This window comes from Tenacibaculum litopenaei, assembly GCF_964514025.1.
Lineage (GTDB): Bacteria > Bacteroidota > Bacteroidia > Flavobacteriales > Flavobacteriaceae > Polaribacter > Polaribacter litopenaei.
This window is the reverse complement of sequence record NZ_CAZEQT010000006.1, coordinates 807,819-827,026: the sequence shown is the minus strand read 5'-3', so window position 1 is coordinate 827,026 and position 19,208 is coordinate 807,819. Positions and strand designations below refer to the sequence as shown.

Sequence of the window (19,208 nt, the reverse complement as noted above, 5' to 3'; positions counted from 1 at the left end):
CCATGAAAACTAAAAGTGTATTCCTTGTTAGCATTGTTTGTCTAGTTCTTTTTAGCAGTTGTGCTGACCCATTTTATGCAGTGAACCCGCTTTCTGAAACAGCTCCTACACCTCCAGATGACGAGGTGAATGATGATGATTTTGGACCAGAACCCTATTTGGGAGATCATCATTTGGTAGGGGGGACTTGTGTCACGCAAATGAAAGATATACCGCCTACTAAAATGTACCCGATTCAAAATTTACCGGATAGCTTACCGCCATTGGTTGATTTATCTTCGGACATGCCGCCAGTAAGAAGTCAAGGACCTCAGGGGAGTTGTGTTGCCTGGTCGTCGGTATACTATTTGAAAAGTTACCAAGAAAAAATCCAACACAAGTACGAGTATTCATCTTTTTCGCACGTGATGAGTCCCTCTTATATATACAATCAAACGAAGGTCAGAGGCTCATGTAAAGAACCTTCATCTTTTGAAGCCTGCTTGGAATTAATGAAAACCCAAGGAGTACTCACTTGGAAAGATTTTCCGTATGTTTTTGTTGACTGTGAGCGAAAGCCTACCATGGACGAAGTGCGCAAAGCAGCGAAAATTAAAATAAAAGACTATTACTACTTAGAAATTCCAGATACGTTGACTGATTCTAAGTATACCATGATTAAGCTCATGAAGTCCTTACTGCATAAAAAAACTCCGGTCATGATCTCGATTGATTGGTTTAATGTGAAATTTGGGAACATACTACAAACAAATGACGTTTTTATTTACGACTATGAAAAGGTCGATCCAGCCGCTTGTGGCCATGCCGTATTGGTCGTTGGGTATGATGATGAGAAAAAAGCGTTTAAGTTTGTGAATTCATGGGGTAACAATTGGGGGAATAAAGGATACGCCTATATGTTGTACGACTTCTTTAGAGCAGAAGATGACCCTGAGTATAAGAAGGGATTATGGCAGCGTCTTATAGCCTTCGATACAGATGACTAATGGCTGAGAAAGCTATGATTTCCTTTTGTGTGTCACTCAGGTAGATCGCTTTGGGAGTTTTTTGAAGCTCGGCCCAAGTTCAAGTCCGATTTTAAAGATCGAAGGCAGCTATTAATCGTTAAAAATAAAGTGCTGTTCGGTGTATCGAACAGCAACTTTTATTATCCCCTTAAAAATCAACTATAGCTATAATTGATATGGCAAAAAAACACTTAATTACCGTCATATAAAACGCTTTGATATAGTTTTTTCTTATGGTGGAATAGGTGAAAAGTACTCACTGAAAAAATAGCGATTCTTACAGAATAGTTTGCGGGTTTACTAAGAGAGATTATTCTGTGAATAAGTTTTAGTCTCAGTCGATTAACGCATTATTGTTAAGGTAGTATTTCTGGGTGTTATACCTCGATTGTAATAACTGTTAAAGGGTATTTTTTTGTTGATTATTTTGGTTAGGACTACTAACTTTGTAGTGGTTTTATAATTAATAGAAAGTTATGAAGAACACACAAGAAATAGCGCTGCGTTTAACGGAAGTAAGAAGTCGCATAGCACGAGCCTGTGCTCGAGCGAATAGAAATCCTTCAGAAGTTCGATTACTATTAGCCACCAAAACAGTGGATATACCCCGTATAAAAGCGGTTTTGGAGTTGGGAGAGACCCTGATAGGTGAAAATAAGGTTCAAGAACTCAAGGAAAAGGGACCAAGTTTGGTAAATACAGTAAAAGAAGCTCATTTTATAGGGCATTTGCAGTCTAATAAAATTAAAGATGTACTCAAATGGGTTTCCTGCATCCAATCTATAGATCGATTGTCGTTGGCACAAAAATTACAACGACGATTAGAATATGAAAATCGTAGTATAGAGGTACTCATTCAGGTAAATACATCTTATGAAACAAGCAAATTTGGTGTGGCTCCGGAAAAGGCCATTGAGTTAATAAAGGAGGTAGCAGTGTTAAAGAATATAAAAATCAAAGGACTGATGACCATAGGACTCTTTAGTGCCGACGAGCAGAAGGTAAGAAAATGCTTTAAAGTACTTAAAAACGTGCAACAGGAAGTTCGGCATCTGCAAATTCCGAATGTGACTATGGACGAATTATCGATGGGCATGAGTGGTGATTTAGAAATAGCTATAGAAGAAGGAGCAACGATAGTCCGTGTGGGAACGTCGATTTTTGGAGAACGTGCTTATCCGGATAGTTATTATTGGAATGAGGAAAAAGAAATCCGTAGTTAGTTCCGGATAATAGAACGCCTTTACAGGTGTAAGATTAGAGTACCTATTGAAAAGAGTTCAGAAATACTAAAAAGTGAAATTTACTGTGCTGTAAGTTAGTTGTTTAGTTTTATGGAGTGGGGTGTCACTAACTGCCGTACAGAAGTGCCTGCTCCTACTCATTGACCAGAATGAAGTAAACAGACAGTATGAAGGATGGTGAAGGTTGAAGGCTTGGTAAGATCTATAAAAAAACCTCTGGCAAGCCAGAGGTTATTATCAAACAATTACGCATTTATATTTTTAGAACCCCTTCATTTATTCTAATCATATATTTGCGCGACAAATGTACGGTACTTTGGTGTAAATAGTATTAAAGAAAACTTAAAAAAAACCAAAAAAAGAAGAATAAAGTGTTAATGAGTCTAGACTTTACAAGGGCTCAAGCAGATTTGGTATTGATGAGAAATGTTAAAATACTATCAGAACTCTCGGTGGTAATTGTGCTAAAAAAGTAGGGGGGCTTCGTAAGTGTCTAAGCCTTAATGACTCACTTTGGTTGTGACAAAAATTAGGGCTTTTTGTTCGGGTAATTTCGTATTGAACTACGCGTTTTAAATAGGTCTTTTAAAGTCGGGGGACTTATATTTTTGACACTACAATCTTCGAATCCATTTTGGATTCGTAAAATCAACATAAATTAAAAAAGCAACGATAAGTCCAAGTATTCCCAAAATCATAATCAGCAAATTTAGTTTTTAATAAAACAATTCAAATTGTAATAACCCTAATTAAAAAATTAGTGCTTTGGGAAAAAATAACGATGTGGAGGATTAGTTGATTTTTAAATAGTGAAATTAAAATTCCTATCCTTAGGATCAAAAGAATAGGAATTTTATCCCCTTATTTAAACAAAAGCTATGTGCTTTCAGGAACAATGTACAAAAAATAAATGGTTGTGTAACAGAAATTTAATTAAAATGTTAAAGAAAATGATAAAATAACATTTCATCTATAGTTTTTGTCATTTCACCGTTATTCATCTTTTCAAAAAATCATCATGAGCTTTTAGCCTTCTACGAGAAATAAAAAATCCAGTAAAGTAAGCTTTACTGGAAGTGTTTTTTGCTTTTAAAGCATGTGTGGAATAGGACAGTCCCAACAGTGAGGATTGTTAGCTGACCAAGCTCCCCCGTGTTGAGAATAGCATAAGGTTTGGCATCTACCGCCTCCGTTAATTGATTGTTGTTCTTTTTTGTCTAGGACACTTCCTAAGTTTGATAGATTCTTTAACATGATTAAATTTTTATAGTTGATTAAAAATAGAGGTTATGTTTGATTAAAGTGAAGAATAAGTGATAAAAAAAGTAGGGTTAACTGATATATTTTCAATTTATTGCGGTTTTTTTGTGGGTGGTTTTATGCCATGGGCATCATGAAGTTAATAAGGTGCTATAACTCCTATTGGTGAAATTCAAAAAAATAAGAAGTAGCTCTGTAGAGCTACTTCTGACTTAAGGAAAAACAAACAAACTACTTATGAAATTATATTTTTTATGTTGTATATCGTGTGTATAGGGTTAAAGGTAGCACGGATTTGTTCGCTGTAGTCTTTGAATACGATTACTGGCGTTTTGCTGTAGTTGAGTTGTTTTTTTATGGAGTTCAAAAGGTTTTTGTTTCATGTGTGAAGTGGGGTGTCACAATAGCCATTAGTGGAAGTCTTTAGAAAAATTAGAGACATGAAAATAGTGAGCCTTATCATCTTTTTTATTAGCATTAGCTGTATTTATACTGTTTATGGTAACAATCAATCAATAGATGAGAGTCGTTTTGTTCGCATAGCTGGAAAAGACCATTGGATAAGTATTCGTGGTGAAAATAGGGCTAATCCCGTTATTCTGGTGCTTCATGGAGGCCCCGGTTCGGTGTTAAGTCCGTATTCCGATAGTTTGTTTAAGAAATGGTATCAGGATTTTGTGATAGTGAATTGGGATCAAAGAGGAGCTGGTAAAACCTTCGGAAAGAACGCTCCTGACACTCTAGCAGAAGATTATTTTTTGAAAGAGCCATTGGTTTTTAAACAAATGCTGAAAGATGGACTTGAACTGACAAAATATATAACGCGTTACTTAGATAAAAAACAGCTAATTGTTCTCGGAGGCTCATGGGGCTCCTTATTAGGTTTGAGGATGGTTCAGGAGTCCCCCAGCTTATTTAGTGCTTATGTCGCTTGTGCACAAGTGGTATCTTTTCCTAAGAATTACGATTATGCATACAGGTACTTATTGAAAGAAACGGAACAAACCCAAGCTAAGGAGGTAGCAGAAAAATTGAAAGAGTTAGGTCCACCACCGTATAGCAGCCCTAAGCAATTAGGACAGTTTTTACGTTTGCTAAGGCATTGGGAGCGTCGAAGTGTTCAACCTGTAACAGCACATTTTTGGAGTATGAATCCCGATTATGATACTCCCAAGGATCAAAAACACCGATTTATGGGAGATGATTATTCTTTTTTATATTTTTCTGGACATGAGAAACTAGGAATACGGCCTTTGGCCATGCATATCGACTTTTCAAAAATGAATCCCTCTTTTAAGGTCCCTTTGTATTTTGTGTCAGGCGAGTTTGATATTTTAACATCAATTGACGTACTAAAACCTTGGTTTGAAAGGATAGAAGCTCCGGATAAGGAGTTGTATATAGTGAAAGGGGCTGGGCATGATTGGAGTCCGTCAATTCTACAAAAGCAGTTAAGCATCGTGAAAAAATTGAGACAATAAAAAAGCATCCCCCCGTGGATGCTTTTCAACTAATTAACCAATCATTAAACCAATCTATCTATATATTTTTTTTGTTGTATCGAATTGATACTTCAAAGATAGGGGAGACTCTCAGTGTTGATGGGTAGGAATCGTCAGTTCGCCAGTAACTATCGTTGATTGGTGTCGTAGTACAGTTGTGGGGCAAAAGGAAGAGATTGTTTAAGGTTTTGGAAGTCAGAAACCTACTGAGGAAATCAAAAAATGTTGAGGATTGCTAGTGTAAAAAGTACAGCGGAAAATTGAGGTAACAAAAAAGCATCCCCCCGCGGATGCTTTTAAATTAACTAACCAATCATTAAACCAATCTATCTATATATTTTTTTTGTTGTATCGAATTGATACTTCAAAGATAGGGGAGACTCCTAGAGTTGATGGTTAGTAATCGTCAGTTCGCCAATAACTATCGTTGATTGGTGTCGTAGTACAGTTGTGGGGCAAAAGGAGGGGATTGTTTAAGGTTTTGGAAGTCAGAAACCTGCTGAGGAAATCAAAAAATGTTGAGGATTGCTAGTGTAAAAAGTACAGCGGAAAATTGAGGTAACAAAAAAGCATCCCCCCGCGGATGCTTTTCAACTAATTAACCAATCATTAAACCAATCTATCTATATATTTTTTTGTTGTATCGAATTGATACTTCAAAGATAGAGGATACTCTCAGTGTTGATGGGTAGGAATCGTCAAGTCGCTAATAACTATCGTTGATTGGTGTCGTAGTTCAGTTGTGGGGCAAAAGGAGGGGATTGTTTAAGGTTTTGGAAGTCAGAAGCCTGCTGAGGAGGTCAAAAAATGTTGAGGATTGCTAGTGTAAAAAGTACAGCGGAAAATTGAGGTAACAAAAAAGCATCCCCCCGCGGATGCTTTTCAACTAACTAACCAATCATTAAACCAATCTATCTATATATTTTTTTTGATGTATCGAATTGATACTTCAAAGATAGAGGAGACTCCTAGAGTTGATGGTTAGTAATCGTCAGTTCGCCAATAACTATCGTTGATTGGTGTCGTAGTTCAGTTGTGGAGCAAAAGGAGGGGATTGTTTAAGGTTTTGGAAGTCAGAAGTCTGCAGAGGAAGTCAAACAAGATCGAGGATTGCTAGTGTAAAAAATACAGCGGAAAATTGAGGTAATAAAAAAGCATCCCCCCGCGGATGCTTTTCAACTAACTAACCAATCAGTAAACCAATCTATCTATATATTTTTTTTGTTGTATCGAATTGATACTTCAAAGATAGGAGAGACTCTTGGTGTTGCTATGTAGGAATCGTCAGTGCGCACGTATCTATTGTTGAAAGGTAGAAGGATAAGGTTGAGGTGTATAGTAGGTTTCTAATAGGCGTTGTCAGCGAAATTAAATGCTATCTTTACGCAAAAAGCCGCTAAAACTTTAGAAATATGAAAAAGAAACTATTTAAGTTGCTATTGTTGTGTTTTGTATGCCATGCTTGTTCAGAAAAACAACCTAATTTTGATGACTATGCAAGTTAAGACGTTTCCACTAAATTGATAGCGGCGAAACTTTCTAATGGAAAATTTTCCATGGGTATTCCAATAGGATGGAATCAACGTATTGAAGATAATTTAAGACAGGAGACGTTGGCCAACTATTATATAACGTCCCCTGTGAATGCGCAAGGAGTTTTTGATGTTTTGTATATACAAGTGTTACGATACCCAGAAACTTATAAAACATTTAAAGGAGTTATAGAAAATCAACTGGCAGAATTTGAAAAGACTTCTAAATACTTAAAGCTTGTAGGGCAGGGAAAAACAACATTATTTTCGAAACCGGCTTATTATCTTCACTTAAAATCGGATACTGGGGTATATGGTGAAGTCGAGCAAATTTATATACTAATAGATGGGGGTGAAGGTGATACCTATTATAGGTGTACCCTTAGTGCTTCACAAATGAAGATATTAAAAAACAAATGGGATTGATGCTATCCATGGTAAAGTCTTTCCGTCCTTTAAGAGCCATTCAAAAGGAGCAGTAGTATGGGATTTAAGTCCAACAGTAAAATAGCATCAATAAAAAAAGTATCTCAAAGAGATACTTTTTTGTTTTAGGGAAAAATAAACAAACTGCTAACGAACTATATATTTTAATGTGTTGAAAATCATAAGTACACTTCAAAAGTACGAGAGAAAACGGTGTTCGAGGAGTGAGTTTCGATAAGTGGCATAAAGTTGACGTTTATCGGTAGTACTAGTGCGTTCAGTATCCTGAGCGGCTGTTACTTAAGAAAGTATGGAATGGTGTTTAAAGAGAAAAGAGAATAAAGAAAAAGCGAACCGAAGTTCGCTTTAACATACTATGATTTACCAACAAGAATGTGGAATAACTAACATGTGTTCGAATGGAATACAAATACCATTAGCATCATAGCAACCTTTACAACCTTTGTCGCCTCCTTGAATACGTTGTTGTTCTGACTTGTTCAAGGGCGAACCCAATGTGGAAATGTTCTTTAACATAATATATAATTTTTAATTTTCAACAAGGTACCATTAAGGATATAAACAAAACAGTAATTATCGATACTTAAAGTAAGGAGTTTCCATACTTGTGAAATCGACTTTTTTCGTTAGTATTTATTTTAGTTGACACTGTATCAGCTAGTGTTTTCGTCGATGTAAGATTCTTTTTAAAGTTTCTTCGTTTCATAATCAGAATAAATGTAAACAAGTATATGCAACGACACTTGTGGCAGCAAGAATTTAACCGAATCATTAAAGAGTGCGATATACAAGGGCGCAAACCATCGTTTTGAGATATTCGGTGTTTTAAAAAGGGAAATGTGACGGTATCACTAATAAATTTTGAGGAGAGACCTTGATTAAATCAGTTTAGAAAATAGTTGATAGAAATAAAAAAGTACCTTTTGGAAGGTACTTTTTTGGGTCTTGGGAAAAACAAACTAAACTGCTAACGAATTATATATTTTTTATTTTTTGTTCTTGTTTACACTTCAAAAGTACAACTGCTTTGAACTATTTCAGTCAATGTTTCGTTAACTAGAAGATAAGCTTCGACTACCTGTATGGGACGCTCGATTATTTGTAAAGTGTTGGTAATAAAAAAATAAACCCCTCTGAAAACAGAGAGGTTTATACAAACAAATTAAGTACTCTTTTGTAATTCTTTTTTTATAAGATGTATTACGTGTATAAAACAGCTTTTAGGGTATTTACCCTACTAGCCGCCGAATTCTTCTCCGCCACCATCGTAACTTCCTCCGGGACGTTGACGCTTTTTCTTTTGATTAAAGCGATAGGTGAAACTCAGTGATATTTGACGTTCACGCCATTGAAAGGCTCCGTCTACAATAGCCGTAGGGTTGCTTCGGTCGCCGTTATAGGTAACAGTTTCTCTTCTTCGAGAATTGAATAAATCGCGAACGTTCAATACCAGTGAAGCTTTGTCATTAAACAAATCTTTACTCAGTGAAATATTAGCTGCAAACATTGATTTTCTGTCGGTTTGTGCACTTTCTTGTGGACCGCGGTACATCAAACGAGTTTGCCATTGAATTTTTGCCGGAAGCGTAATTCGTGCGTTAAAACGCGTAAACCAACTGCTGTTGTTAACTTCGGGTAAAGGAGTAACCACCTGACTTCCATTAGCAGCTGTATAGGTGTAGTTAAAAGCGTCGGTTTTAAATTTAAAATAGTTAAAGGTTGCCGATAAACGTGCCCATTTTGCCGGTGAATAATTGGTGGTAAGCTCAAAACCATAGCGATTTTCATCACTTAAATTTACAGGTTGACTTATAAATACATTGGTTCCATTTCTGTCTTCAATGACCGATACTCGTTGCATGATATCGGTTGAGTATTGATAGTACAAAGAGGTGTTAAGCGTTAATTTACTAATCTTAGTAGTGTATCCGAAGTCAAACGAACTGGTAAACATCGGGTTAATATCAGGGTTTCCTCTAAACACATTAGTACTGGAACTACGCGATTCAAAAGGATTCAGGAACCAATAGCGAGGTCTTCGTAGTCTTCTACTATAGCCTAAGGTAAGGTTGTCTGTATCATTAAGTTCATATCCTAAGTTGATGGTTGGAAACCACTCAGTGTAGTTTTTGTCAGACTTCTGGTTGGTAGTCAGTACCGTTAGGTCGATATCTGTAATTTCAGTTCTCAATCCAAGGAGGTATGAAAACTTGTCAACTTTACTACCGTATTGAGCGTAGAAAGCATAAATATTTTGTTTAAAATCGATGGCATTGGAAGGATCATAGGTAAATGGATTACCACTGGCATCGCGAACCTGAAAGTCAGAATACAAATCTTGCAAAGTAGCCTTGTGTCCGAGTTCTAGTTGACTGTCCTCGCCTATAGGAAGTACGTAGTCTATTTGTAACAAACGATCTTTAGAATTCGTTACCTGTGAATTTTGCTCGCTTAAATTCCCATTGACGCGGATGGGTGCCAATTCTACTTCTTCGCTGTCGCCGTATTGAAGATCGACAACTAATTTTTCACCGTTGCCATCAAAATTATTTGTATAGTTTAATGAAAACTGCTTGTTGACATTGTCTTGGTCTTCTGTTTCTATTCGATTTTCAGTAGATTGCGTAATACGATTGGCATCAAAAACGGTAGTTAGGTTGGTAGCAATATCGTTACCTTTTGATTTTCTATAGAAAAAACTTCCTGTAATAGAACTGTTTTTATCAATAAAGTACTCGAGCCCGAGTGATCCATTAAAATTGTTGTTCTTTCTATCGAATTTTCTGTTTTCATCGCGATAGCCTGTAATGACTCCATCTTTATAATTCGTAAAGAAACTTTGGGAGTTCCCCGGACCTTTACGGTACGAGTATCCTAAGTTAGAAAAGAGGTTAAATTTCTTAGTCCTGTAGTTGAGGTTGGGAGCAATACTTAATAAATCGGGAGTCCCTGCAGTGAGATTCAGGGATCCGTTGAAACCTGTAATTTTTCCTTTTCTCAAGATAATGTTTAGTATTCCTGCGGTTCCTTCTGCATCGTAACGCGCCGATGGCGAGGTAATCACCTCTACTTTTTCGATGGCGTCTGCAGGAAGGTTTCGAAGCGCATCGGCACCGCTTAGACCTACCAAGGCAGAAGGTTTTCCGTCGATAAGGATACGTACATTTTCGTTTCCGCGAAGGCTTACAGCACCGTCAGCTTCAACATTTACCGAAGGAACATTATCGAGCACATCACTGGCATTTCCTCCTTTGATGGTCATGTCCTTACCTACATTGTAGATTTTTTTATCCAAACGTATTTCTACGGTTGACTTTTCAGCAATAATCTCTACTTCTTCGAGGGTTTCTGCATCTTCACTGAGTAAAAGCGTACCGAGATTAGCATTTTTTGTTAGATTTTGATTGGGGAGTGCCTTGGTTTTAAATCCGATAAATTCGATTTTCACTGCATAGGACCCCTTGGGTACGCGTATGTTGAAGTTCCCTTTTATATCGGTAACTCCTCCAGTTACTTTTTTATTTTTTAAATGCGTTAAAACAACCGTTGCATATTCCAAGGGTTGTTTTGAGTTTTGCTCCAGTATGGTTCCTGATAGGCTGACCATTGGAGGTTTTCCATATCCTGAGGGTTTTTGAGCTATGGCCGTAGTACTTATAAAGAGTAGTAGTACGAATTTTAGGAGTGTAGTATTATTCATGAACTTGTATTATAGATTGCTTGGACGTAACAAAGTTTAAAAGGTTTAATGCTGTTTCGTTAAAGCTTTGTTAAAGTAACTCGTTCAGTGTTTTTATACGAATGTTTGGAGTTGTGTTTTCTGAACATTTGAATTGAATTATTTTGGATACCCCAGGGGTAAGGTCGAAGAAGTTATCACTGAAATGACCTTCAGTGTTTGTGTATAAGTAGACCGCTTTAGCAAGGCTAGAACTCTTGAGTTCAACTTGCCATCCCGTAGCTGTTTTCGATAGTTGCTTTTCGATTTTTACTTTTGACAATTGAAGGTTTTTGGGCGTATTCAGATAGTGATTGCGTCGGAGTGTTCTGAACGAACTCTTAATAAATTGTCGACGGTGATCAAATGAATCGAGCGCTACTGTAAAACAATGCGTACTCGAATTTGGAGGAATGCGAACACGTTGTTGATAGCTCGCTTTTTGATGTCCATCAAAATCTAAAATTTCTATTGTTAGCTCGTCTTCCAGTTGTTCAGCACTGTCATTTACTATGTAAATGCGGTAGGTGTTTTTCACGTGTTGACCGGAGATTAGAATATTTGCAAAAGAGCGTTTAGCTTGATAATGTAAGGCCTTCCAATGACCAAAATAATCAATACTCGACCAAGAGATGGCAGGCCAGCAATCATTGAGCTGCCAGTAAAGACTTCCCATATTGTAGGGCTTTGCTCTCCGGTGTGCTTCGATTCCGATAGCAATTCCACGTGCTTGTACCAACTGACTTAAATAGAGCGTGTCGATAGCCGATTTGGGATAGGGAAAATCTCGTTGACGGTATTCCGATAGTAATTGAAAACCGCGTTGGTGTTTTTGATGGCTCCGAATGGCTGGACCCTTTAGGCGGAGTATCGTATCTTGATTGATGTAGTTTATAACGGCAGGACTGGGGTAGGATTGAAATCCAAATTCGCTCATAAACCTGGGTATGCGTTTTTCAAAATGCTCAAAGGGGGCGGCATCATGCCATACCCACCAGTCATGAGCATCACCTTCGAATTCGTATTTAGGATTTCCACGTCCGTATTTTGGAGAACTCTCCCAATAAGAAGTTCCCGGGTGCAAACGAGCGACAGTTTTAGGTAGGAGACTGTCAAATACCTGTTGGTAGGAAGTCCAAATAGCTTTTTTTTCATCGGCACTTCGTCCATCTTGCCAACCCCAACGATGCCACCCTTCTGAGTTTTCGTTATTACCACACCACAGTGCTATAGAAGCGTAGTTTCGCAAACGTTTCACTTGCTGTTCTGCCTCTCGCTGTACATTTTTTAAGAAAGCCTTATCTCCTGGATACATGGCACAAGCAAACATAAAGTCTTGCCAAACCAAGATGCCTTTTTCATCACACAAATCGTAAAAAGCATCCTCTTCATAAATACCACCTCCCCAAACCCGTAGCATGTTCATATTGGCATCAACGGCAGCTTGGAGCAATTTTTCATAGTGTTTTGGGCTTACGTTGTTTTGAAAGCTGTGCTGAGGTATGTAGTTGGCGCCTTTTGCGTATATGGGTTTACCGTTGACCGAAAAGTAAAATTGTTCGCCGAGGCTGTCTTTTGGCGTGTGTAATTGAAGCGTTCTCAATCCTATTTTTTTTTCGAATGATTGTGTTAGGACCTGCTCGTCAAAGATATCAAAATGAATGCGGTATCGATGGGGAGTTCCCATGGTATGGGGATACCACAGCACAGGGTTTTTGATTGTTAGTGGTAAAGTATAAGTATGGGTGCCAGGTATTATTTCGAGGGTGTGTTCTTCTTGTACTCCTGCGATGGAGGTTTTTATCACTAGGGTTTTGGCGCTATCAGAAGTGAATTCCAGATGTGCTTTGAGTTGTGCAAGGTTTTTTTGTAGTGCCTCTTGTTGGAGGTAGCAATCGCGGAGAAGTACATCATTCCATGATTGTAAAGATACAGGCTTCCATATACCGACAGCTTGAAGTTTAGGCCCCCAATCCCAACCGTATTGAAACTGCGCTTTTCTGGTGAAAACTCTGGGGCTTTCCGGTAGTTGGTATGATAAGAGCGCTTTTGCTTTTGTTTCTTGAAGTTGAATTGGATGGACTACAATACGCAGCGTATTGCTTGCTTTTAATAGGCTGTCTACCTCGTAAATATAGGAGGTGAAGGCGTTGTTGGTAGTACCGATGTATTGTTCGTTTAGGTAAATATCAGCATAGGTATCGATACCTTCAAAATTGAGCAGGTGATGTTTTCTAGAGCGTATAGCTTTTGTTAGTTCGAAAGTTGTACGATAGGTCCAAGTTTGCTCGGCCACCCACTGTACTTTAGCCTCATTTGTTAAAACAAAGGGGTCTGGTATTAGGGCTGCTGTGAGCAAATCGGTATATACCGTTCCGGGAACCGTGGCACGCAGCGTTTTGATGCTATCTGAAGAGATCTCCCAGTTTTGAGAAAGTTGTGTATGTACCGGGGTATCTACTCGGTGTTGGCAACTGGCAAGGATGCCCATACTCAAGAGCAGGCTAATTAGTAGTTTCATTGTAGCGTTTTTTTTAGTGCTTTGATGGTTTGAATATCAGAACGAGTTTGCAGAGGACCAAAGTCAAATTTTAAAGGTTGATTAGAAATCAGGGCCGAAGCGGAACTGTGAATTTCACGAAAGCCAGCGGTTTTAAATTTTCCGGCGTTATGAGGATTAATACCTCCTCCCGGCATGATGATGAGGTTTGTGATGGCTCGTTCTTGTAGTCTTCGCAGTACCTCCATGCCTTCTTCTGCAGTAGCGGCACTCCCGGAGCTCAGAATTCTATGTACCCCCAAGCCTATAAGTTGTTCTAGGGCTGTCATCGGATTGGGCACGCAATCAAAGGCACGGTGGAAGGTGAATGGAAGTGGGGCACTGAGGCTAATTAGCTCTTGAGTTCTGGCCACATCAATGCGATGATTTTCTTGCAGGACACCACTGACGATACCACTACAGCCGGCTCCTTTAAACAAGTCGATATCGCGTTTCATGATTTCAAACTCTTCTGGTGAATAACAAAAATCACCACTTCGAGGTCGTACCAACACAAAAACCGGAATGGCTACAGACCTAATTACATTTTCAACAAGGCCGAGACTTGGAGTAATGCCGCCCACAGACAATTCACTGCAGAGTTCTATTCTATCGGCACCGGCTGCATCTGCATTGAGAGCCGATTGTATGGAATTAGCACATATTTCTAAAAGCATCGTTATTCGAGTATGAGTTCGTTAATAAATAACCAAGCGTTATGACCTGCACCAGGCCTACCATCAGGGATTTTTCCGTAATTGTAGATGGTCAAATACAATTCGTCTGCGACCAATCCGTTCAATTCAATAGCAGTTTCAACAAATGGACGTTTGCTTTCTGGAATATTTTGAACGCGTTGGAATCCTGTCTTCGACTGTATTCGAATGTCTTTAGGAGCGTAGATCCAACTAGTTTTTCCATTGTGGAACCGAACCCTGAGTGTATTCATTTTTTGCGAATGGTTTAATTTTAGTGTAAGTCGTACGGAATCACTGTTAAATCCGAGCCATTCCGGGTCGTTAAATCGTTTGTGATGTCCTACAATACCGTTGATAAGAGCTCGGGAGCCTCCGGAATCAAAATTGGGGTGGGGGGCAGGACTAATTTGTAGTTGTTGTTCAACAGCCAGGTGTTTTTTAAAGTGAGTTGTATACAGCTCACCAAGCATACGATCCTCCTCAAATACCGCTGCTTTGATGGTACAGCTTTTGGTTAGGTAAAAAGGTGCCAGGTAGCTCGCTGAATTTTTCGTTGGTGTGCTGCCGTCAACAGTGTATCGAATGCGGCTGTTGGGAAGCGTAGTTTTTAGTTCGAAGTACACGGAGTCGTTCTGATAAAAACTACGTCCCTTAATCTCGTATAAATGATTGGCATAGCGAATGCCCTTTTTATCCAGCCTCGGTAAGAAGTTTTGCAATCGATGAATAAAATTGGTGTAATCCTTTATTTTTTTATCACTCCAGAGTACTTCACTTAAAGCAAGTGCACGCGGAAATACCATGTAGTTTACTTGGTCCGTAGTTTTCATGTATTCGGTCCATACATTGCCTTGTGCTCCGAGTACATAGGACGCTTCTTTAGCGGTCATTGCTTCCGGAATGGGCTCAAAGTCATACACTTTTTTTAAGGGTAAATACCCGCCAATGGCTAAAGGTTCTGTTTCGTTTTGCGATTGGTAGTAATCAAAATAGCAATGAGAGGTAGGCGTCAAAATCACATGATGTCCTTCTTTGGCGGCAGTCACAGCCCCCGCGGTTCCACGCCACGACATAACAGTGGCATTAGGAGCGAGTCCACCTTCTAAAATTTCATCCCATCCAATAATCTTTTTTCCTTTGCTATTGATGTAACGTTCCATTCTTTGAATAAAGTAGCTCTGTAAACCCTGTTCGTCTTTTAACTGTTCTCTTTGGATAAGCTCTTGGCAATGTGCGCAGTTTTTCCAGCGTGTTTTTGGCGCTTCATCACCTCCAATGTGAATATAGGGACCGGGAAAAAGCGTGATGACCTCGTCAATTACAGCTTCTAAAAACTCAAATGTTTGTTCTTTAGGACAATAAATGTCATCAAAAACTCCCCAGGTGGTAGCTACGGAAACAGGATTTCCTGTACATCCTAATTCTGGATAGGCAGCGATTGCTGCTTGTGAGTGTCCTGGCATTTCAATTTCAGGGATGATGGTTACTTGGCGTTCTTGAGCATAGGCAACAACTTCTTTGATTTCCTCTTGAGTATAGTAACCTCCGTAAGGTGTATGGTCGTATTGTGGCGGTTGATCGGTGTAATGTCCGATGAGGGTTTCTTTTCGCTGTGAAGCAATGCTTTGAAGTTTGGGGTATTTTTTTATTTCGATTCTCCAGCCCTGATCTTCGGTAAGATGCCAGTGAAAAGTATTCATTTTTAACTGCGCTAACATGTCAATGTATTGTTTGATAAATGATACAGGAAAAAAATGACGTCCCACATCCAGATGCATGCCTCGATAGGAAAAGCGCGGATAATCATCGATGGTCATGCAGGGAATATGTATGGGATCTTTTGGAATGTCAGTAGGTAAAAGTTGTACTAAGCTTTGCAATCCGTAAAAAGCTCCCTTGGCATCTTTTGCACTAATATGAATGCTGTTTTGGGAAACTTGTAACCGATAGCCTTCCTCGTTTACGAGGGTAGTATCGTGTACAAAAATCACAGCTGGTGCCGTTGATTTGGAGCTGATGCTGATCCCTGTAGTAGCAAGTGATTTTTTTGCAAATTCAGCAACCTCTTGCAGTGGTTCGGAACTGTCAATTCGGAGTGTTTTATGTAAGGTGAACACTCCCGTACTTCGCTGAATTGATTGGGGTTGGGGAATAATGGCTATGGGTAGTGGTTTCGGAACTCCCCGAAAACATGATGTTAATAGGGTAATGAATGTCGTTAGTAGTAAAAATGATGTTGTTAGTCGAAAATGCTTCATTTTTTAATTGTTGATTAACAGGTATCTTGCTAATTTAGACAAATTTCTATAGCGTATATTACTATGATTAAATATTTGAAAATTATACCGATAGTCCTATTGGTTTCACTGTATTCGTGTAATTCAAAATCCCTTGACCCAGTCACTACATCCAGCCCGTTAATTGAATATGTAAATCCATTTATTGGTACCGGAGGGCATGGGCATACCTATCCAGGGGCAGTAGCACCTTTTGGAATGATGCAATTGTCACCAGATACGCGACTTGATGGTTGGGACGGCTGTTCTGGCTATCATTATTCAGATCGCGAGATCTTTGGGTTTAGCCATACCCATCTCAGCGGAACAGGTGTTTCTGATTATGGAGATCTGTTGTTGATGCCCACAAATGCTGTGCTGTTTAACAATGGAGCTGACGGGAAACCAGGGTATAAGTCAGCCTTTAGTCACGACGATGAGATTGCGACACCAGGATATTATGAAGTACATTTAAAAGATACGGATATACGAGCAGCACTAACGGTAAAAGAACGCTCGGGAATACATCGTTATGATTTTCCTAAGGGGAGCAAGCAAATAATAATTGTAGATCTAGAGCATCGTGATGAGGTACTAAGTGCAGCCATAGAAACGCTTTCTAAAACGCAAATTCAAGGACATAGACATTCCAAAGCATGGGCTGAGCAGCAGCAGTTATTTTTTGCTGTTGAGTTTTCCAGACCGTACAAAAAGGTGACATACTACAAAAGTAAAACCTCAGGAAAGGAGGTAAAGGCGGCTTTTGAGTTCGAGGCTGATGAAGGGACGAGCATGGAAGTTCGCGTAGGAATATCTGCAGTAAACGAAGCAGGAGCGGCCTTAAACTTAAAGACGGAACTCGCCAACAAATCATTCCAAACTGTCAAGGAAGAAACTCAGGAAGCATGGGAACGACAATTGAAGAAAATCGTTATCAACCATCCGGATGCTACTGTGCTTACCAATTTTTACACGGCGATGTATCACAGTATGCTGGCGCCAAATCTATACCAAGATGTCGATGGGAACTACCGAGGGATGGATTTAAAGATTCATAAAACCACGAGTTTTGACTATTATACGGTATTTTCATTGTGGGATACCTACAGAGCAACGCATCCGCTGTACACACTTATTGAACAGGAGCGCACCAACGATTTTATCAATACCTTTTTGGCAAAGTATGACGAAGGGGGAATTATGCCGATTTGGGACTTGTCGGGGAATTACACCGGTTGTATGATTGGCTATCACGCCGTTCCTGTGATTGCCGATGCTTATCTTAAGGGAATTCAAAACTACGATACGGAAAAGGCATTTAGAGCAATGTTACATTCGGCAACACGCGATAAACTGGGCTTGGCATCCTATAAGAAATTTGGGTATATACCCGTTGAAGAAGAGTCTGAATCGGTTTCCAAAACGTTGGAATACGCTTATGACGACTGGACCATAGCCCAAATGGCAAAAGCTATGGGTGAGGATCGTGAATACCAAACCTACCTACAACGCGCTCAGTATTACAAAAATGTATACGATCCGAAATCGCAATTTATGCGAGGACGATTTAGGAATACCTGGTTCGCTCCTTTTGATCCTTATGAAGTAAACTTTAATTATACCGAAGCCAATGCTTGGCAATACAGTTTTTACGTGCCTCAAGATGTGAGTGGGATGATGCAGCTGATGGGAGGGAAGCGTCAGTTAGAAGCTAATTTAGATAAGTTGTTTAGCGCAGAAGACCAGACTTCTGGACGTCATCAGGTTGATATTACCGGTCTTATCGGACAATACGCCCACGGAAATGAGCCTAGCCATCACATGGCTTACCTGTACAATTTTGTCAACAAACCTCACAAAACGCAGGCGCGTGTGCGACAAATACTTCAAGAGCAATATACCAATACGCCAGATGGGATTTCAGGTAATGAAGATTGTGGACAGATGAGTGCTTGGTATGTATTTAGTAGCCTAGGGTTTTATCCGGTGACTCCCGGAGCTAATCAATATATTATCGGGGCACCTTTGGTAGAAAAAGCAACAATTTATCTAGAAAGTGGTAAGAAGTTTAGCATTGTGGCAGCCCCGTATTCCGAAGCTGCGAAATACATCCAACAGGTGTTTCTCAATGGAAAGGCACTACAACGCTCCTATCTCACACATCAAGAAATTATTCAAGGAGGAGAACTTCGATTTGTTATGGGGACTACCCCTTCTGAATGGGGAACAGCGGAAGGCACAGAACCCGTTACAGCCATTAAAGAACATTTGATAGTTCCTGCCCCCTTTATTGAAGATGGGGATGTAGCTTTTAAAGGAAGTACTAAAATTACTTTGAATTGTGCAGATACTACAGCAATAGTGCGCTACCGATTAGGAAAAGGGGAGTTTACGGTATATGAAAAACCTTTTGAGGTTTCAGAGAATACCATACTCACTGTGGTGGCAGAAAAAGATGGGTGGCGAAGTGCAGCCATTAAAACTGCGTTGTATAAGATTGATCCGAACCGCAGTATTAGCCTTAAAAATGCCTATGCTAATCAATACAATGCAGGTGGTGAAAATGCCTTGATAGATGGAGTTTTGGGAGCTAAGGATTTTAGAACAGGAACCTGGCAAGGGTACTTTGATACGGATATGGAAGCTATTGTCGATTTAGGAAGCACTAAAAATATACAGCAGGTGGCAATTAATTTTTTAGAAGATCAGCGAAGTTGGATTTTCTTACCAACAGAAGTCACGTGTTTAGGATCGAAAGATGGGGTGACATTTACACCTTTGGATACTGCCATAACCTTAAATTCAGCAGAACCGCATGAAGCAGTATCCATTAAAAATGTGTACTTTACTCCTTCGAATGCAGCGGTGAGGTATGTGAAGGTGATCGCAAAAAAATTAGGAACACTTTCCCAGTGGCATTTGGGGTATAAACACCAAGGAAAGTCTTGGTTGTTCATCGATGAAATTCAAATAAGAGAATAATCC

General features: G+C 39.3%; 10 protein-coding genes. 5 read left to right on the top strand and 5 right to left on the bottom strand.

What is annotated here, in order from left to right; genetic code table 11:
• Positions 1 to 2 precede the first annotated feature (2 nt).
• Positions 3 to 986 (top strand): C1 family peptidase, encoded by a 984-nt coding sequence (locus ACKTS5_RS12335; RefSeq protein ID WP_408044182.1) that lies wholly within the window; start codon positions 3 to 5, stop codon positions 984 to 986.
• A gap of 497 nt (positions 987 to 1,483) precedes the next feature.
• The gene (locus ACKTS5_RS12330) at positions 1,484 to 2,230 is read left to right on the top strand and encodes a YggS family pyridoxal phosphate-dependent enzyme (protein ID WP_408044181.1); all 747 of its coding nucleotides are present in this window, start codon (positions 1,484 to 1,486) and stop codon (positions 2,228 to 2,230) included.
• Positions 2,231 to 3,340: 1,110 nt separating this feature from the next.
• On the opposite strand, the gene ACKTS5_RS12325 is transcribed toward ACKTS5_RS12330, so the two are convergent.
• The gene (locus ACKTS5_RS12325; RefSeq protein ID WP_408044180.1) at positions 3,341 to 3,505 is read right to left on the bottom strand and encodes a hypothetical protein; all 165 of its coding nucleotides are present in this window, start codon (positions 3,503 to 3,505) and stop codon (positions 3,341 to 3,343) included.
• Between the two features lie 446 nt (positions 3,506 to 3,951).
• Here ACKTS5_RS12325 and ACKTS5_RS12320 point away from each other — a divergent pair, with 446 nt between their 5' ends.
• Together ACKTS5_RS12320 and ACKTS5_RS12315 are read left to right on the top strand one after the other, a co-directional pair.
• Complete coding sequence (locus tag ACKTS5_RS12320; RefSeq protein ID WP_408044179.1) at positions 3,952 to 4,992, top strand: alpha/beta fold hydrolase; 1,041 nt, start codon at positions 3,952 to 3,954, stop codon at positions 4,990 to 4,992.
• A 1,577-nt stretch (positions 4,993 to 6,569) separates the two neighbouring features.
• On the top strand, positions 6,570 to 6,971 hold the full coding sequence (locus tag ACKTS5_RS12315) for a hypothetical protein (RefSeq protein WP_408044178.1): 402 nt from the start codon (positions 6,570 to 6,572) through the stop codon (positions 6,969 to 6,971).
• 1,258 nt (positions 6,972 to 8,229) lie between these two features.
• Here the strand turns inward: ACKTS5_RS12315 and ACKTS5_RS12310 are convergent.
• The 4 genes from ACKTS5_RS12310 to ACKTS5_RS12295 all read right to left on the bottom strand — a co-directional run bounded on the left by ACKTS5_RS12310 (position 8,230) and on the right by ACKTS5_RS12295 (position 16,205).
• A complete protein-coding gene (locus ACKTS5_RS12310) occupies positions 8,230 to 10,692 on the bottom strand; it encodes a TonB-dependent receptor domain-containing protein (protein WP_408044177.1) in 2,463 nt (820 codons plus the stop codon).
• Positions 10,693 to 10,762: 70 nt separating this feature from the next.
• Positions 10,763 to 13,231: a beta-mannosidase gene (locus ACKTS5_RS12305; RefSeq protein WP_408044176.1), complete on the bottom strand. Its 2,469-nt coding sequence runs from the start codon at positions 13,229 to 13,231 to the stop codon at positions 10,763 to 10,765.
• The gene (locus ACKTS5_RS12300; RefSeq protein ID WP_408044175.1) at positions 13,228 to 13,926 is read right to left on the bottom strand and encodes a copper homeostasis protein CutC; all 699 of its coding nucleotides are present in this window, start codon (positions 13,924 to 13,926) and stop codon (positions 13,228 to 13,230) included. The genes ACKTS5_RS12305 and ACKTS5_RS12300 overlap by 4 nt, the downstream gene beginning before the upstream one ends.
• A gap of 2 nt (positions 13,927 to 13,928) precedes the next feature.
• Positions 13,929 to 16,205, bottom strand: coding sequence for a beta-N-acetylhexosaminidase (locus ACKTS5_RS12295; protein ID WP_408044174.1), 2,277 nt, complete (start codon positions 16,203 to 16,205; stop codon positions 13,929 to 13,931).
• Between the two features lie 63 nt (positions 16,206 to 16,268).
• Here ACKTS5_RS12295 and ACKTS5_RS12290 point away from each other — a divergent pair, with 63 nt between their 5' ends.
• Positions 16,269 to 19,205: a GH92 family glycosyl hydrolase gene (locus ACKTS5_RS12290; RefSeq protein ID WP_408044173.1), complete on the top strand. Its 2,937-nt coding sequence runs from the start codon at positions 16,269 to 16,271 to the stop codon at positions 19,203 to 19,205.
• The last annotated feature ends 3 nt before the right edge of the window (positions 19,206 to 19,208 follow it).

Coding starts and splice junctions, on each gene's coding strand:
- ACKTS5_RS12335 (WP_408044182.1), top strand. CDS start 3: ATGAAAACTAAAAGTGTATTCCTTGTTAGCATTGTTTGTCTAGTTCTT.
- ACKTS5_RS12330 (WP_408044181.1), top strand. CDS start 1,484: ATGAAGAACACACAAGAAATAGCGCTGCGTTTAACGGAAGTAAGAAGT.
- ACKTS5_RS12325 (WP_408044180.1), bottom strand. CDS start 3,505: ATGTTAAAGAATCTATCAAACTTAGGAAGTGTCCTAGACAAAAAAGAA.
- ACKTS5_RS12320 (WP_408044179.1), top strand. CDS start 3,952: ATGAAAATAGTGAGCCTTATCATCTTTTTTATTAGCATTAGCTGTATT.
- ACKTS5_RS12315 (WP_408044178.1), top strand. CDS start 6,570: ATGGGTATTCCAATAGGATGGAATCAACGTATTGAAGATAATTTAAGA.
- ACKTS5_RS12310 (WP_408044177.1), bottom strand. CDS start 10,692: ATGAATAATACTACACTCCTAAAATTCGTACTACTACTCTTTATAAGT.
- ACKTS5_RS12305 (WP_408044176.1), bottom strand. CDS start 13,231: ATGAAACTACTAATTAGCCTGCTCTTGAGTATGGGCATCCTTGCCAGT.
- ACKTS5_RS12300 (WP_408044175.1), bottom strand. CDS start 13,926: ATGCTTTTAGAAATATGTGCTAATTCCATACAATCGGCTCTCAATGCA.
- ACKTS5_RS12295 (WP_408044174.1), bottom strand. CDS start 16,205: ATGAAGCATTTTCGACTAACAACATCATTTTTACTACTAACGACATTC.
- ACKTS5_RS12290 (WP_408044173.1), top strand. CDS start 16,269: ATGATTAAATATTTGAAAATTATACCGATAGTCCTATTGGTTTCACTG.